The following is a 16,336-nucleotide window of genomic DNA, read 5'->3' as shown; positions in this document are numbered from 1 at the left end:
AATTATCGGGGTTCGACCGCGCCGGGCTGTGCCTCGGTGCGTTCGTCGTTAAGGGGGAAACGCCAGGCACAAGGCAGTGCCAGCAGTATCAGCAGGCCGGTGGCAATGAAGACTTCATTGATGGCCGAAGGCGTGGCGACCGGTCCCGCAGTGTTCAGGCGAAATTCCAGCCACAGCGAGGCGATGACAATTGCCAGCGACGCCACAAGACGGCGGGAAATGTTGTTCATCGCAGCGCCCTGCGTGACCATCGGCTCGGGCAAGGCATTGAGTCCAGCCGTCGTCACCGGCATGTAGGACAGCCCGAGGCCTGCGCCACGAATCATCATCAGCACGAACACCACGCCGATCGCCGTATCCGCCTTGAGCATGCCCAGCGCCAGGGTTGAAGCACCGGTCAGCAGCAGGCCGATGGCGACTACGGTGCGCGGACCATGCCGGTCCAGCGCCTTGCCACCCCACTGCCCGAACAGGCTGGCGAACGCGGCGGTACACAGCAGGGCCAGGCCGGTCCAGATCGGGTTGTAGCCCAGTACCGTCTGCACCAGCAGCGGCAACAGGACCAGGCATTCGAACATGCCGACCGACTGCACGACGGCAACGATCACGCTCAGACGGTAACCGCGCAGGTTGAACAGACGCAGATTCAGCAGCGGTGCCTTGCGACTCAACTCGACCCTGACGAAAGCAATCAGACAGGCCACTGCGACCAGCACCATGCCCTGATTGAACGGGTCGAGCAGCGCTTGGGCGTGATGCATGCGGCTGATGGCGATCATCAGCAAGCCGATGCCCGAGGCAACCAGCAAATAGCCGATCAGGTCGAACGGTTTGCGCTCGACAGGCTCGGAGTCTGGCAGCACGCCGACGCCCAACAGCAAGGCCAGCAGGCCGATGGGCACATTCATCAGGAACAGCGAGCGCCAGCTGAACCACTCCAGCATCAGGCTGCCGCACAGTGGCCCCAATGCCGGAGCGAGCATTACCGCTGCGCTCCAGAGCCCGGTCACCCTGCCCCGCTCATGCTTTTCATACACGGAGAAAATGATCGCCAGCGACAGTGGGATCATCAACCCGCTGGCGATGCCCTGCACCACTCGCGCAGTGATCACCAATGCGATGGAGTTGGCCAGCGCGCCCAGCAGGGAGCCACCGATGAAGAGCGCCACGCCCCACAGGTACAGGCGTTTGCGGCCAATGCGCTGACTGAGAAAGCTGGTCAGCGGCATGGTCATGCCCATGCTGGTCATGAACCCTGCAACGATCCAGGTGGCCAGCAACGGACCGACCTGAAACGCCTCCATGAAGGTTGGCAGCGCCGGGTTGAGCGAGCTATTGCTAAGGCTGACAGTCAGCGTACCGAGCAGCACATTGAACACCACCCAACGGCGTGGGACGTTCAGACTCATGTGCGAACCCGTTCGCCGTTGCGCACAAAGTGCTGTACCGGTCTTGGGTGGCATAGAAAATCGACATGGGAGATGTTGTAGCCGTAAGCCCCTGCCAGCGGCAACACCAGCAGATCGCCGATGTTCACGCCTTTGAGCGGCTGCCGGCGACTCAATACGTCCTTTGGCGTACACAACTGGCCGACCACGGTGTAGGCCTGCTCCTCAGATGCGCCCGTCGCTGGCGCACACGGCACATGGATAACCGGATGGTCATGGCCTTGCGCAACCGGCAGACGAAACTGGTGAGTGCCGCCGCGGCAGACCAGAAAATGCTCGCCGTGGCTGGTTTTGCTGTCCAGCACCTCGATGGCGTAATAGCCGCAATAGGCGCTGATGAAACGTCCTGGCTCAAAGCGCAGGATCGGCGCATCACGCTGCTCGCCCAGGCGTTTTTCCAGATAACGGCACAGGCGCTGCCAGTCGAACTGCTGACTGTTCAGATAATCGACGCCAATGCCGCCGCCAACGTTGAAATGGGTCAACTGCTCCGGGTAGCTGGCCAGTGCTTTCCATTCCTGCCAGCGCTGCAGGTAGAAATCCAGCAACTGCTCATGACGCTCAACCGACATCTGATGGGACATGGCGTGTACATGGAAACCCTTGAGCGTCAGGTGGCTGGCGCTGTCTACGCGCCTGATCGCCTCGGCCAGATCGGTTTCGTCAATGCCGAACGGTGTGGCGGTGCCAGCCATCGCCAGCTTGCTCGACTGCGCGGCTGGCAACTGAGGGTTGATGCGCAGAAACACCGGCTGCACGCGCCCGGTTTCCTCTGCCAGATGTTGCAGACGCGCAATTTCGTTGAGGCTTTCCAGATGGATGGCTTCAACCTTGTTCAGCAACGCCGAGCGCAAGTCGGAATCAAGCTTGCCAGGGCCGGAGAACACGTAAGGTTTGCGTGTCGGGCAGGCCATCACACGCTCGATCTCGCCCCCCGAAGAGATTTCAAAGCCACTGACCAGCGGCGCGAGGGTTTCCAGCATCAATGCTTCGCTGTTGGCTTTGATCGCGTAATACAGCTCTACGCCCGCAGGCAGCGCGGCCATGACGTCAGTGACATGCTGTTGCAACGCATCCAGATCGTAGACGAAAGCCGCCAGCGGGTCGGTTTCCAGTGCCTGAGCTTCTTTGATGGCGCCCAGTACGGTTTCCGGCAACTTATGCATAACGTGCCTCCTTGGCCCATGGTGAAGCGAGGCGCACATAGTTGGCCTCACGGTCGGCCTTGGCGGCGAGCCGGACCTTCAGGTTGGTCTTGCAGGCAATTGACTGGCCGGCGATCAGCGCGTCCAGTTCTGGCGCAGGCAGCACCAACTCGTCGCGGATGCGTTGCAACTGCCGCTCGACCCGTTGCCACATCAGCGGCGCGAGGTGCGGACGTTCCCAACTCAAGGCCAGCACGGCCTCGGACAGGTTGTTGATCAGCAGGCAATAGGTGATGCGGTTCCAGCCTTGTTCGCGGGTGTAGAGCAATGACTGTCGAATCCGCGGGTGCAGCCCGACCTGAATGGCCTTGATGCCCAGTTCATCGGTCAGTTTGACGCCTTCGAAGTCGCGTAACAGCAGCTGTTGAGGGCGTCCGTTATCGTGAATCAATACCGCGTTCTGCAAATGTGGCTCCATCACGATGCCGTGATTGAAGAACAGCGCCATGACCGGGCGCAGCAGCAAGGCCTGGTATTCATCGAACCAGTCCAGCAGGTGCGGGTCCTCAAGTTCACCGCCGTTGAAACGCTCAAGGAAATCGTGCACCAAAGGCCGCGAACGCAGATCACGCGCGAACAATGTACCCGCCATCACGCTGCAGTCCGCGCCGGATCGGCGACAGAAGTTTTCCCGCAGAATCGCGCCGGTCTGCTCGCGAAACCAGTGGCCGTCGGTCTCGCTGGAGCCTTTTGGAGCCCAGCTCATCGAACCCGGTTCAGCCACGGTGGACAGCCCGCCGAGGGTTTGCGGGCGGGTCTGCTGCAAGCGCTGAAACAATTCGTCGATGATCAGCGTGCTTTCCAGTTCGTACCAGGCGTTTTTCCTGACGCAGTTGGTAATGCGCACATTCAGTGAGCCCTTGATGAAGTAGTCATGCCCTTCGATGTACCAGGTGCGCATCGAAGCCGTCGGGCTGGCCAGCGGCCCGCTGGTGCCCAGATCGGTGATCTGCCCGAGTTCGATCAGGCGCTGCACTCGGCGGTCCTGCATAAATAATTGGGCTTGTACCGGATGCATGCAGATCAGCGCATGCCCGGGCCTGGCCCGCGATTGATCCGCGAACCCTGACATCACCTCGGCTTCGCTCAAGCCATTGGAGGTGATTCGCAACCCGTCCAGAGGCACTTCGAACAGATGCAGCGCGGTCTGCGCCTGAAATTCCGGAGCGTAGGTCTCCTGCGCCAGATGCGCAGGCCACAGACGCGCCTTGGGTGCCGGGTGATTGGGATGACCGAACCACAAGCCCTGTTCGCTGGCCAGATAACCGCTCAGCGGTGCCGGGTGCTGACCGGTCATGTTGTGGGCGACGATGGCGGCAGTCAGGTGCTGGCTTTGCAGGACCTGATCGAGCAGTTCGTCGTTGCTGGCCCGGGTCATGTGCTCGCAGGCGGCCAGCAATTGCCGAGCGAATTCGGCAAAAGCCAGGCAGCGCCAGGTACCCTGCCCCTGCCGCGCATAAACATCGGAAAGGTAGCGATGGCTGCCCAGATGGTCGCGGCGGTCCACCAGCACGAAAAACTGCTGCTCATTAGGCAGGCTGATGGTGAGTGGAATGCCCTTCCATTGCCCGCCATCCACGAAGCTGCCCGGCGCAATACCTTGCATGCCCTGGGGCCAAGTGTAATGAAGGCACTGTTCAGGCAGTGCGAACTCCTTGATCAGGCAATTAAGTAATGCACGAGTGGTTGCCAACTCGCTCACCATGTTTGATAAAACGGTGCGATCGGTATTAGTCATGTCTGCTCCACAGTCGCCTTGACGCTTACTGTTTAAGTGACGTCGCAACAAGTGTTGATTTATCGCTTGCGGCACAACGGCTTAACTGTCGGTGTGGCTTATTATCTGCAACAAGCCAATTGATAATCTGTGCACGACGTGCGATAGGGTCGCTCAGTCAAACGTTGTGTGCGTGTTCTGTTTCAAGCGCAGTGATGTCCTCACTGTTAGTACTGCTTACGCGCTGTTTACAAGCTGCTTACTTGCGCAGTTGGGCCAGTGCAGCCTTGAGGGCGTCCTCGAATCGCTGGATGACCAGTTGGCATTGTTCTTCGGTAATGATCAACGGCGGCAGCAAACGGATCACGTTGCCATTTCGGCCGCCGCGCTCAAGTAACAGCCCCTGCTTGAAACAGTGCTGCTGAATGGCAACTGCCAGTTCCGGATCCATTGGCAAGCTGCCGAGGCGGTCCGCCGGTTTGCGCTCATCGACAATCTCGATGCCCAGCATCAGCCCGCGTCCGCGCACCTGGCCCATCATTGGATAACGTTGCTGCAAAAGGCCAAGCTGTGCCTTGAGCCAGTCCCCGCGTTTTGCGGCCTGGGCAGCCAGGTTTTGCCGTTGCAGCACTTCAAGGGTCGCAAGGCCGGTGGCCATCGCCATTTGATTGCCGCGGAAAGTACCCGCGTGATTGCCCGGAGCCCAGGCGTCGAACTCGCGCTTGAAGCCGAGCACGGCCAACGGCAGGCCGCCACCGACGGCTTTGGACATGACGATGACGTCGGGCTCGATCCCGGCGTGTTCGAAGGCGAACATCTTGCCGGTACGGCCGAAGCCGGCCTGTACTTCATCCAGAATCAGCAGAATGCCGTGCTTGCGGGTCACTTCGCGAATCTGCCGCAGCCATGCAGCGGGCGCTGGATTGACACCCCCTTCGCCCTGCACCGCCTCCAGAATCACGGCGGCCGGGAGCGACACGCCACTTTCCACGTCTTCGATGAACTGGGTGAAGTAATAACTCAGCGCCTCGGTGCCGGCTTCACCGCCAATACCTAGCGGGCACCGGTACTCATGAGGGTAAGGCAGGAATTGCACGCCGGGCATCAGGTTGGTGACGGCATTTTTCGGCGCGGTGTTGCCAGTCAATGCCAGAGCCCCGTGGGTCATGCCGTGGTAAGCGCCGGAAAAGCTGATGATGTTGTGCCGGCCGGTGGCAGTCTTCGCCAGCTTGATTGCGGCTTCGACAGCATCGGCACCGGACGGCCCGCAGAACTGCAGGCAGTAATCGCGTCCCTGGCCCGGCAGCAGGCTCAGCAGCGTCTCGCTGAAGGCATCCTTGACCGCGGTGGTCAGGTCGAGGGTGTGCATCGGCATTCCGGACGTCAGGAAGCTGTCGAGACTGGCCATGATAGCTTCGTGATTGTGACCCAGAGCCAGTGTTCCGGCACCGGCCAGGCAGTCCAGATACGTGGTGCCTTCAACATCAGTGACCCATACGCCATGTGCCTTGGCGATGGCCAATGGCAACTTCCGCGGGTAACTTCTTACATTGGATTCAAATCTGCTCTGCCTGTCCAGATAGTTGGCATTGGTTTTCTGCGACGTAGTAGACTGCAATAAGCCATTATTCAACATCGGTTAGTCCTCGCTAAATGCTGGATGCAAACTATTATCATTTCCTTGAAAGTGCAACCCGTTGTTTCAAAAAACAAGATGAAATTTAAATGAACGTTATTGCTTACTTAAAAAAATAGCCGGGCACATGAATACGCCGCCCTATAAGTCGGAATTATTCAAAGTGCCATCACTCGGTGGGACAATTGTTATTTATGTAAGGCACCTAAAGAGAGTCTTATATAACAGACTCTTCTATGCTCATACTCAGGTTAATTATTTAATAGCCGCACACGTTATTCCTCGATGAGGACTGTCAGTTAATTTACTACGCGAGTGAGCCCTTCCCTGGGCGTCGCGGTCGACTCAGAACCCGATAGTCGCTGACAGCAGATAGGTCCGGGGTGTCGACAGGGTCAGGCCCGGCTCGCTGTCATCCGACGCTCCGGCCGAACTCCAGTAATACTTGTTCATGACGTTCTCGACATTGGCCCGCAGTGTGATGTCCTTCTGATCGACCTTGAACGCATACCGCGCGCCCACGTCGAAGCGCTCGGAAGAATCGATGCTTTTGCTGTTGGCCTGGTCCAGGTACTGCGAGCTGGTGTAGATACCCCGCCCGGTCAGGGTCAGGCCCTTGACGCTCGGCACGTCCCATTCTGCGCCCAGATTGACGTTGTACTCGGGGGTGGCAGGTGCGCGATTGCCATCGAACGTGCCGTTGACGGTATTGGTCAGCTCGCTGTCGATATACATCACCCCGCCCAGCAGACGGAAGCCCTTGAGCGGTTCGCCGAACATGGTCAGCTCGACACCGTCGTTGCGGCGCTTGCCGTTCGGGCCGAAGACGCGCGAGGTTGTGTTGGTCTCGTAGGCCGGTTGCTTGATACGGAATACGCTGGCAGTGAAGGCATATGACCCCAGGTCATACTTGGCCCCGACCTCGATCTGGCGGCTGACGAAAGGCGGGAAGATCTGGTCTTCGTTCACCGACGTCGACGGCGCGATCTTGCCCTGGCTCAAGCCCTCCATGTAGTTGGCATACACCGAGAAGTCGTCGGTCACTTTGTACAGAATGCCGCCTGAAGGTGAGACCTTTTCCTCGTCGTAGGAGGTGTCGCCCTTGACGTTGTCGGTCCAGTCATCAACCTTGACTCGCTGCCAGCGGGCACCGAGTGTCAGCAGCAGGCGGTCATCGAAAAAGCCCAGTGTGTCGGTCAGGGCCACACCGCTGAAGCGGTTCTCGGTGTAAACCTTGGAGTCGGCCCGCGTGGGGTTGGAGGGTGTCGGCGTGTCGACCGGATTGTAGAGATTGCTCGGCGCGGCTGCGTAGCGTGCACCACCGTTTTCAAAGTCCATGTAGAAATAGCTGGCAGCCAGATTGACCTCGTGGCTGACCGGTCCGGTATTGAACCAGCTGCGTGCGCCGGCAGTGGCTGTGCGAACATTTTCGTCGCGGGTGAAGTCGCGCGGCTGAACGCTGAAGTCACCTGCATCGTTGGTGACCGATACCGCATGGCGCAGGAAGTCATGGTTACTTTTCCGAGCGCCGACACCGCCGTACAGCATCACCGAGTCGCTGAGGTCATATTCGGCATTCACTGCGCCGAACGTATCCTTGGTGCGCGCCTTGCTCCAGGACTGCGCATAGTTGTCACGCACATCGTTGGCGTTGGGCACCTTTGCATTGGCACCCACCTGCACGCGTTCCTGCGGAGCATCGGTGTCGCGTTCGGTGTGCCCGATATCCGTCGACAGGCGCAAGCGGTCGCCGCGGAAATCCAGGCCCAGCACGGCCATTTCGCGATCAACGCTCTGATGATCCCATTCAGTGTCGCCAGACTGCTTCACGCCATTGAAACGGATACCGAACTTGTCGTCCTCGCCAAAGCGACGGGCCACATCCACCGCCGCGCCTGCCTGCCCTTTGGACGCATAGCTGGTGGTCAGCTCGGTGATGGGTTTATCCGTTGCGCGCTTGGGGACCACGTTGATCCCACCACCGACACTGCCACGCGGCGAAATGCCATTAATCAGCTGGCTCGGGCCCTTGAGTATGTCTACCCGCTCGGCCATTTCCATGTCGATGGTGTATGTGGGCAGGATGCCGTACAAGCCGTTGTATGAGACGTCGCTATTGAACAGGCTGAAGCCGCGAATGGTGAACTGTTCGTAACGCCCGCCTGCCGGGTTGGTGGCACGCACCGACGGGTCGCTGGCAATCAGGTCGCCAAGGGTACGGGCCTGCTGGTTTTTCACCGCGTCCTTGGTGTAGGTGGTCATGCTGAACGGCGTTTCCATGAAGTCCCGCGAACCCAGCATGCCTTGCGAGCCTTTACGTGCCACTTGGCCGCCTGCGTATTCCTGGCCATCGGTAAAGCCGCTATCACCGACAATCGAAGTGGGTGCGAGTTGCAGGCCTGCGCTCGCGCTGTCAGGTGCCGGGATCAGCGTGTAAGCCTGCTCTCCGACGGGTACCAGTTGCAGACCGGAACCTTGCAGCAAGCGCGCAAAGCCTTCCTCGACCGCGAATTCGCCGGACAACCCCGAACTGTTTCGACCGTTCACCAGCGCGGGGTCTACCGAGAGGTTGACCCCGGCCTGACCGGCAAAGCGGGTGAGCGCGGCGCTCAGGCTGCCAGCCGGCACCTCATAGGCACGTTTGCCCGAGGTTTCGGCCCAACTGGTCGATACAAACAACGGACTGGAACTCAACGTCAGCAACAGGCTGAAATGCAAAAGCGGACGCAAACGGTAGGAAGACACTGCGGACATAGAGGGAAACTCTCGTATTTTTTGTGCACTTACCTGAAATGACCAGCGAGACAAAAAAAAGGGACAGCTTCACGCATTATTTTTTGTCGAAATGTTTTTTCGAGGCACCAGCGTGACCCAGTAACGGGTCCGCATCTGCACGTCCACCGGCAGGCTGGCAGCCAGTAACGAAAGCACGCGGTCGGTATTGTCGAGTCTGAAACTGCCCGTCACTCGCAGGGTTTCAAGTGCCGGCTCCCAGCGCAGCAAGCCAGGGCGGTAGCGGCCAAGCTCGCGCAGGAAATCGCCCAGAGACTGGTTCTGTGCGGTCAGTACATCGTCGCGCCAGCCGGGCAGCAAGGCGTCGAAGGCGCTGACAGGCCCGGCTCCGCCCTGTTTGAGGCTGACCTGCTGTTGTGCATGCAATACCAGCACCGGCCCCTGCAGCGGATAGAGTTGCACCGCGCCGCTGACCACCGACACACGGCAGTCGCTCTGGTTGAGACGTACACAGACTTCACTCTGACTGACCACGACGCGCCCGTAGGGGCCCTCGATGGTCAGCGCTTCCCTGCCCGGCACCTTGAGTGCGATCTCGCCACGCACAAGGGTGACTCGACGTGCACCCAGATCGACATTCACCGCGCTGTCGGTGTTCAGTTGCAAGGTGCTGCCATCGGCCAGGGACAGACGTTTGTGCTCGCCGACGGAGGTTTGCAGGTCGGCACGCCAGACATCCAGCGGCAACTGACGGCCCACCAGCCAGGCGGTAGGGACCAATGCCACAGCGCCCAACGCCCTTTTGAGCGCCGCGCGTCTTGCTTTGTCGGGACGATCCAGAGTAGCCATAGCCAGATTGGCAGGCAGGCCGAAAAAACGCTGCCGCAGCTGTTGCGCTTTTTGCCAGGCGCGCTCATGACTGGCAGAGCTGTCGCGCCAGTGCTGCAGCATGGCGTGATCTTCTTCGCTGGCGCCGCCGGATTCCAGAAGCGCCAACCACTGCGCCGCCCTGCGTACTACCTCGCGTTCTTCGTTAGAAGGTGCCGAGCGAATCACCAATCCACCAGCAGGCAGTGTTCGTAGGCTTGCGCCATATAACGTTTGACGGTGCGTTCGGAAACATCCAGGCGCTCTGCGATTTCCCGATACCCCAGCCCCTCGAGCTGGCTCCAGAGAAACGCCCGGCGCACCACTGCCGAAAGACCGTCGAGCAACTCGTCCAGCGCCTGCAGGGTTTCCAGCAACAGCCAGCGCTGCTCAGGCGACGGCACGCTGTCTTCAGGCAACTGCGCCAGCGCTTCGAGGTAAGCCTGTTCCAGGCTGCGGCGAGTATAGAAGTTACTGAGCAGGCGCTTGCCCACCGTCAGCAGGTAAGCGCGTGGCTCCTGCATATCGGCGATCTGCTGAGAGCTGGACAGTACACGCAGGAACGTATCCTGACTCAGGTCCGCAGCATCCCATGCATTGCCCATGCGTCTGCGCAACCAGCTTTCCAGCCAGCCATGATGATCGCGGTAAAGGGAATGCAAGGTCTGCTGTGATAGCGTCGCTGCTTCAGTCATGTCAAAAGCCTTGAGCGATGGGTGCGCCAAATGAGACTGATTCTAATTAGTGTTATATCCCGAGTCCACGCTCTTTTTTTCAAAAAGCCCGCCGCCGCTGCGTAAAATCGGGGTCATTGGTCCGCAACGCGTTGATCTGCGCTGTATGCAAGTGATTCACTCGAGCGACAAATAAACGCGATGTGTATCTTTTTCGTACCACTTTCGACGTAAATTTCTTCCGGGAAATCGATCAGTGGTTCGCCCCCGCCAATACGCCAAGTGCCGCACGATCAAGATGTCGCTCGACACGTCCCTCGCGGATCAACAGTGCCCTGTCACACAAATGGGCAACGGTATTCATGTCGTGACTGACCAGAATCATGGTCATGCCCGTGTCGCGACGCAGGGCCTGGAGAAGATTGAGTATTTCCGCCTGAACGGTCATGTCCAGCGCCGAGGTCGGTTCGTCCAGCAACAACAGTGCTGGATTCAATTGCAGCGCACGAACGATGGCAACGCGCTGACGCTGGCCGCCGGACAGTTGATGCGGGTAGCGATCGAGCATGTCACCCGACAGGCCCACCTGTTCCATCGATGCAACCAGATTGGCCTCGTCGAAAGGAAGGCCGTTGATCTGCCGCGGCTCGCGCAGGCTGCGACGGATCCGGTGCAGCGGATGCAATGATGCATAAGGGTCCTGAAACACCATCTGCACCTGCTGACGCAAGGTTCCCGTGAAGGCTTGCTGCGCGTGAAGCGGCTGCCCGAACAGGTTCACACTGCCCTGCCAGTCGCGCTGGAGGCCGGCGAGCACTCGCAACAAAGTCGATTTGCCAGAGCCCGACGCGCCGATCAGGCCAAAGCATTCACCCGGTTCGATTCTCAACTCTGCCATCTGCAGTGCAGTAAAGGCATGCAGGCCGCGTTTGAAACTTACCGTCAGTTCACTGATATCCACCACGCTCATGGCAGCGCCTCCATTAGTTTGCGATCAAGGGTCGCAAGTGCCTGACCATAGGTCAGAGCAGAGGGCTGACAGCGCCATAGCGTCTGCGTGTAGGGGTTACTGGCAGTTGCCAATTCGGCGGAGTTGCATCGGTCGACAATCCGCCCGCGGTACATGACCAGCGCCCGGTCACAATATTTCGCCACCAGAGGCAGATCATGACTGATCAGCAGTAACCCCATGTTGCGTTGTTCGACAAGGCCCAGAATCAACTCCAGAATCTGATCGCGCAGGCCGCTGTCGAGTGCCGAGGTGGGTTCGTCGGCAATCAAAAGGCGCGGATCATTGATCAGCATCGCGGCGAGCATCACCCGCTGCCCCATGCCGCCGGACAGTTCGTGGGGGTAGCTGTCATACAGCGCCAGCGGGTTGGGCAAGCCTACAGCCTCCAGCATGTCGAGTACTTTTTCGCGGCGCTCACGGCGTCCCAGCCGGGTATGCAGCACCAGCGCCTCTTCAACCTGAATGCCGACCCTGAGCACCGGGTTGAGCGAATACCTGGGGTCCTGCAACACCAGTGACAGACGAGTACCGCGCAGGCCCTGCCATTGCTTTGCCGTCAGACTGCGCAGGTCATCGCCTGCCAGGCTCATGTGTTCGGCGGTCACCTGACCGGGGCGTGCGACAAGCCCCAGCAACGCACGCGCGGTGAGTGACTTGCCCGAGCCGGACTCACCCACCAGCGCGACCTTTTCAGTGCCCACAGTGAAATCGATCCCCTTGACCACCTCGATCAGTTCCGGGCCCGAGCCTGGAAAACCGATCCGCAAGCCCTGCACGTTCAACAGCGATTGTTCATGAGTCATGACGAGGATCCAGTACATCGCGCAGACCGTCGCCCAGCAGGTTGAAAGACAGGCTCGTCAGCAATATCGCGATTCCCGGTGCAGCGGCGACCCACCACTGATCAAAGATGACCCGGCTGCCGTCGGCAACCATCGAGCCCCATTCGGCAGTCGGTGGCTCGACACCCAGGCCAAGAAACCCCAGCCCTGCGGCGGCCAGAATGATGCCGCCCAGGTTCAGTGCTACACGCACGATTACCGAAGGCAGGCACAGCGGCAGGACGTGACCGATCAACAGACGCATGCCACGTATGCCCTGCAAGTGAGCTGCGGCCAGATAGTCGCTGTTGCGCAATACACTGGTTTCCGCCCTTGCCTGACGGGCATACGCGGGCCATGCCGTGAGCGACAGTGCCAGTGCCCCGTTGAGCAGGCCCGGCCCCAGAATTGCGACAAACGCCAAGGCCAGCACCAATTGCGGAAAGGCCATGATTATGTCGGTCAGGCGCATCAGGATTCGCTCGGCCCAGCCGCCGTAAAAGCCGGCAGTAACGCCCACCAGCAAACCGATGGGCAAGGTCAGCAGCAATACCAGCGTTACCAGCAGCAAGGTCGGGCGTGTGCCGTAAAGCAGGCGTGTGAACAGATCCCGGCCAAACGCATCGGTGCCCAGCCAGTGGGTGGCAGACGGCGGCAGCAGACGCTCCTGAATATTCTGCGTATTGGGATCAAAACCACTCAACAGCGGCGCCAGCAACGCCACAAGTACCAGCACCCCGATAATCGACGCGCCGATGAGTAATGCGGGTGAGCGACGCCATCCGCTGCGAGCCACTATATTGTCGAACGCTACGGAAACACTCATGACACCCCCCGTGTTCGCGGATCGATCATGCCAGCCAGCACATCGGCGATGCCGTTGACGACCACAAAACAGAGTCCGATAACCAGCGTGCTACCGAGGATCGCTGGTACGTCACCGGCAAACAACGCCGTGGTGAGGTAGCGGCCGATACCCGGCCAGGCGAAGACCGTCTCGGTGAGAATCGAGCCTTCGAGAAGACTGGCGTAAGACAGGGCAACGACGACCACCAGCGTCCCGGCAACGTTCGGCAACACATGGCGCAACAGCACCCGACCACGTCCCGCCCCCTTGGCCAGCGCAGTCACGACGTACTCCTTGCCCATTTCTCCCAGCAGCGCGGAGCGTGTCATGCGGCAAATGCCTGCCATCGAGTAAAACGCCAGGACTAGAACAGGCAAGACCAGATGACTGAAGGCGTTGGCCAGCGCGCCGCTTTCGCCAGAGCGCCAGGTGTCCCACAACATCAATCCACTGCTCAATTCAAGGGTGTACAGGTACGAATCGTCCAGACGGCCTGGCCCGCCAGTCCATTGCAGCCTGGCGTAGAACAGCAGGAGCATCAGCAGACCGAGCCAGAAGATCGGCACCGAATAGCCAATCAGCGAGACCAGCCGCACCAGCCCGTCAACCCAGCCTCCCGGCCGCCACGCTGCCAGCAGGCCCAATGACAGGCCGAGGGTACTGCCCAGCAGAATGGCCAGGGTCGCGAGCTCAAGTGTGGCTGGCAGCGCACGGCTCAAACCTTCCAGCACGGGCTGCCCGGAGGTAATGGAAACCCCAAGATCTCCTTGCCCCAGGTTGTCCAGATATCGACCGAACCGCGCTGGCCAAGGTTGATCAAGGCCCAGATCGGTTCGAACCTGGGCCAGCGACGATTCGCTGGCGTGATCGCCAGCAATCCTTAGCGCCGGATCGACTGGCGATAGAGTGGTCAGCATGAATGTGAAGAACAACAGGCCGATCAGTGTTATCGACAACGACAACAGTCCGCTGGCCGCCACTTTCACTCTGCGTGAAGCCCCTGCTCTCACTTGCTTTTGCTCACCTGATCAAAATACGGCAGCGAAACGGTGATGTTCTGTAACACACCTTGCACGCCGTCATGTACCGCGACCTGGTTCTGACCTTGCAGCGCCACGACAAATGGCGAGCTTTGCTGCACAGTTTTTTGCAGGTCGGTATACAGCGCAACACGTTTTTGCGGGTCACGTTCGGCAGCAGCCGTGCGGGTTTCCTGGCTCAGTTGCGGGATATCCCACTGAGTGCGCCAGGCGATGGTTTTCGGACCGTTGGCGACGTTGTAAGTGAAGGCGCTCGCGTTGGAGTGAGGATCCAGATAATCCATCCCCCAGTAGGTGAAGATCAGCTGAAAGTCCCGGGCGCGCATTTTCGCCAGTAGCTCGCTTTCTACCAGCGGACGCACTGAAATCTCTATGCCGGCTTTGGCAAAACTGGCTTGCAGCGCCTGAGCAATATCCGTGTAGGGAGGTTGATTGAACACATTGAGTTCGATTTTCGTGCCTTCGGCAATACCACCCGCCTTTAAAGCGGCCTTGGCTTTATCGACGTCCAGTTTGAACGGTTTGTCGACCAGCGAGCCGATGACGCCCGCAGGGAGGAATGCCTGGTGGATGCTGTACTGGTTTTTCAACAGATCTTTGGAAATGCCCTGATAATCAACCAGCCAACGAGCAGCTTCCCAGAACGCCGGGTTCTTCAGTGCAGGCGCCTGCGTGCTGCCACTGTTGATGGCCAGGTAATAGATCATTGAGGACGGGAATCGCTGCACACTGACGCCCTTCTGCTTTTCCAGAGCGCTGAACTGGTCTGCGCCCAGATCGAACGCAAGGTCAGCATCGCCCTGCACCACCAACAGACGTCGGGTTGCCGGGTCAGTGACGTTCTTGAGGATTACTGTTTTCAGCTTGGGGGCCTTGATGGCATTAGGATTGGCCTGAAGCACCAGCGCCTCGTGCGGCACGTAGCTGCGCAGCGCATAGGAACCCGTACCGGCTGAATGATTTTTCAGCCAGCCGTTGCCCAGATCAGCGTCTTTCGTATGCTTGCCGACCTCTACCGCGTCGACAATGAAGCCCACTGGCGTCGCAGACAGAATGCTCAACGCAAATGAGCTGCCTACCGCTGCTGGCCAGGAAATCTTCACATGCTGGTCATCCACCCGGGTCAGGAAGCTGTCGACGTTTTCCGCCGTCCAGCCCAACTCACCCAGGATGAATGCAGGCGACTTGTTCAGTTTGACCACGCGGCTCAACGAGTAAATGACGTCTTCCGGGCGAACACTGTTGCCCGAGGCAAATCTGGCACCGTCACGCAGTTCGAAAACCAGACTCTTGTCGTCGTCACCCGCCTTCCATCTGGATGCCAGGGCAGGCACCAGGCTGGCCGGGTTCTGCCGGTCTGGCTCAAGCAAGCGCTGATAGATATTAGCCAGGGTGTTGGTCGCGGTTATTTCAAAACTTTCGGCGGGGTCCAAGCTGGCAATGTCGTCTATTGAACGCGCCACCACCAGCGTATCCGGGGGCGTCGCAGCCCAGGCTGAACCGCTGATTGTGATTGCCATAGCCAGAGCTGTCAGACGCCGCATCGTGAATTCCCTTATGAGCTTGAGTTATTGGGAGCAGACGATATAGCGCATTTGGTAATATAAAAAAGACTGTTTAGTCATTAACTTAGAACGTTTTTCTGGGGTTGAAATGTTGGCGGATAAAGCGACGCTACGGTTTGGGAAGTGATGCGCAATAGATTGCGCAATCAGCGGTCGCTTTAGATCGGTTAGGCGCTTGCGAGCCTCGCCTCGCGGCGCTTTGACGGCGTTGCGCAATATCTTGTAATCGCACGCAGAATCTCGCGCAGGTTTTATTGGATTTTCGATTGAGAAATCACTCTCGAATCACACTTAAAGTTAACCTTTTGATTTATATGAATAAAAAATATTTGGCACTGTTCTTGTTAGCTCTCACGGCATTCAACTAGCCCAACTGTCCGTTTCTGTCTGGGCCTCGACGGTATCGATCACCAACGCCAGAACAGGGAATTCTTACAATGACCACCGGCAGACTGAGCGATGGCCCTTCCTGCGAAATGGACAAACTGATCGTCCAGATCGTGGGTAAGGATCATTCGGAACAGCAGCAGGTTTTGCTGGTCGGCTCTGATGGAAATCGTATCTATCAAGCCAAATCGGAAAGGCTGGTAAACGAGCTGTTCAGCAGCACCCTGAAGGTCTGGGATCACATCGAGGGCACGCGTCTTCATCTGCAGATCGCGACCTTTGAAGGCGAGCCGATTCGCCTGCCGTTATTCAGCGGCACCAAGGTCACACCGCGACAGGCCGATGCGCAGTTCAACCAGATCGTTCCGGTATTACCGTTCGTGG

General features: G+C 59.0%; 13 protein-coding genes. 1 reads left to right on the top strand and 12 read right to left on the bottom strand.

Features of this window, described 5'->3' with window-relative positions; translation table 11 throughout:
* Positions 1 to 2: 2 nt before the first annotated feature.
* The 12 genes from RYB66_RS13130 to RYB66_RS13075 all read right to left on the bottom strand — a co-directional run bounded on the left by RYB66_RS13130 (position 3) and on the right by RYB66_RS13075 (position 15,544).
* A complete protein-coding gene (locus RYB66_RS13130; RefSeq protein WP_016980499.1) occupies positions 3 to 1,409 on the bottom strand; it encodes a DHA2 family efflux MFS transporter permease subunit in 1,407 nt (468 codons plus the stop codon).
* A complete protein-coding gene (locus tag RYB66_RS13125; RefSeq protein ID WP_004662637.1) occupies positions 1,406 to 2,614 on the bottom strand; it encodes a type III PLP-dependent enzyme in 1,209 nt (402 codons plus the stop codon). Before RYB66_RS13125 ends, RYB66_RS13130 begins: the two co-directional genes overlap by 4 nt.
* Complete coding sequence (locus tag RYB66_RS13120; protein ID WP_054078562.1) at positions 2,607 to 4,391, bottom strand: IucA/IucC family protein; 1,785 nt, start codon at positions 4,389 to 4,391, stop codon at positions 2,607 to 2,609. Before RYB66_RS13120 ends, RYB66_RS13125 begins: the two co-directional genes overlap by 8 nt.
* A 238-nt stretch (positions 4,392 to 4,629) precedes the next feature.
* Positions 4,630 to 6,006 carry a diaminobutyrate--2-oxoglutarate transaminase gene (locus RYB66_RS13115; RefSeq protein WP_002553746.1) on the bottom strand — a complete coding sequence of 459 codons (1,377 nt, stop codon included), beginning with the start codon at positions 6,004 to 6,006 and terminating at the stop codon, positions 4,630 to 4,632.
* Between the two features lie 345 nt (positions 6,007 to 6,351).
* Positions 6,352 to 8,760 carry a TonB-dependent receptor gene (locus RYB66_RS13110; RefSeq protein WP_117139548.1) on the bottom strand — a complete coding sequence of 803 codons (2,409 nt, stop codon included), beginning with the start codon at positions 8,758 to 8,760 and terminating at the stop codon, positions 6,352 to 6,354.
* A 69-nt stretch (positions 8,761 to 8,829) separates the two neighbouring features.
* The gene (locus RYB66_RS13105) at positions 8,830 to 9,795 is read right to left on the bottom strand and encodes a FecR domain-containing protein (protein ID WP_016980496.1); all 966 of its coding nucleotides are present in this window, start codon (positions 9,793 to 9,795) and stop codon (positions 8,830 to 8,832) included.
* Positions 9,792 to 10,301 (bottom strand): sigma-70 family RNA polymerase sigma factor, encoded by a 510-nt coding sequence (locus RYB66_RS13100; RefSeq protein ID WP_005757773.1) that lies wholly within the window; start codon positions 10,299 to 10,301, stop codon positions 9,792 to 9,794. Before RYB66_RS13100 ends, RYB66_RS13105 begins: the two co-directional genes overlap by 4 nt.
* Positions 10,302 to 10,533: 232 nt before the next feature.
* Complete coding sequence (locus RYB66_RS13095; protein WP_005777364.1) at positions 10,534 to 11,250, bottom strand: ABC transporter ATP-binding protein; 717 nt, start codon at positions 11,248 to 11,250, stop codon at positions 10,534 to 10,536.
* A complete protein-coding gene (locus tag RYB66_RS13090; protein ID WP_316894571.1) occupies positions 11,247 to 12,095 on the bottom strand; it encodes an ABC transporter ATP-binding protein in 849 nt (282 codons plus the stop codon). The genes RYB66_RS13095 and RYB66_RS13090 overlap by 4 nt, the downstream gene beginning before the upstream one ends.
* The gene (locus RYB66_RS13085) at positions 12,085 to 12,939 is read right to left on the bottom strand and encodes an ABC transporter permease (protein WP_002553740.1); all 855 of its coding nucleotides are present in this window, start codon (positions 12,937 to 12,939) and stop codon (positions 12,085 to 12,087) included. The genes RYB66_RS13090 and RYB66_RS13085 overlap by 11 nt, the downstream gene beginning before the upstream one ends.
* Complete coding sequence (locus RYB66_RS13080; RefSeq protein WP_044345200.1) at positions 12,936 to 13,946, bottom strand: ABC transporter permease; 1,011 nt, start codon at positions 13,944 to 13,946, stop codon at positions 12,936 to 12,938. Before RYB66_RS13080 ends, RYB66_RS13085 begins: the two co-directional genes overlap by 4 nt.
* Positions 13,947 to 13,966: 20 nt before the next feature.
* Positions 13,967 to 15,544, bottom strand: coding sequence for an ABC transporter substrate-binding protein (locus tag RYB66_RS13075; RefSeq protein ID WP_016980494.1), 1,578 nt, complete (start codon positions 15,542 to 15,544; stop codon positions 13,967 to 13,969).
* Positions 15,545 to 16,002: 458 nt separating this feature from the next.
* On the opposite strand from RYB66_RS13075, the gene RYB66_RS13070 reads away from it, so the two are divergent.
* A partial coding sequence (locus RYB66_RS13070) for a hypothetical protein (protein WP_316894569.1) occupies positions 16,003 to 16,336 on the top strand: 334 nt, incomplete at its 3' end.

It is taken from the genome of Pseudomonas syringae group sp. 243L2, assembly GCF_032587875.1.
Lineage (GTDB): Bacteria > Pseudomonadota > Gammaproteobacteria > Pseudomonadales > Pseudomonadaceae > Aquipseudomonas > Aquipseudomonas amygdali.
This window is presented reverse-complemented; position numbering and strand designations above follow the sequence as displayed.

Coding starts and splice junctions, on each gene's coding strand:
- RYB66_RS13130 (WP_016980499.1), bottom strand. CDS start 1,409: ATGAGTCTGAACGTCCCACGCCGTTGGGTGGTGTTCAATGTGCTGCTC.
- RYB66_RS13125 (WP_004662637.1), bottom strand. CDS start 2,614: ATGCATAAGTTGCCGGAAACCGTACTGGGCGCCATCAAAGAAGCTCAG.
- RYB66_RS13120 (WP_054078562.1), bottom strand. CDS start 4,391: ATGACTAATACCGATCGCACCGTTTTATCAAACATGGTGAGCGAGTTG.
- RYB66_RS13115 (WP_002553746.1), bottom strand. CDS start 6,006: ATGTTGAATAATGGCTTATTGCAGTCTACTACGTCGCAGAAAACCAAT.
- RYB66_RS13110 (WP_117139548.1), bottom strand. CDS start 8,760: ATGTCCGCAGTGTCTTCCTACCGTTTGCGTCCGCTTTTGCATTTCAGC.
- RYB66_RS13100 (WP_005757773.1), bottom strand. CDS start 10,301: ATGACTGAAGCAGCGACGCTATCACAGCAGACCTTGCATTCCCTTTAC.
- RYB66_RS13095 (WP_005777364.1), bottom strand. CDS start 11,250: ATGAGCGTGGTGGATATCAGTGAACTGACGGTAAGTTTCAAACGCGGC.
- RYB66_RS13090 (WP_316894571.1), bottom strand. CDS start 12,095: ATGACTCATGAACAATCGCTGTTGAACGTGCAGGGCTTGCGGATCGGT.
- RYB66_RS13085 (WP_002553740.1), bottom strand. CDS start 12,939: ATGAGTGTTTCCGTAGCGTTCGACAATATAGTGGCTCGCAGCGGATGG.
- RYB66_RS13075 (WP_016980494.1), bottom strand. CDS start 15,544: ATGCGGCGTCTGACAGCTCTGGCTATGGCAATCACAATCAGCGGTTCA.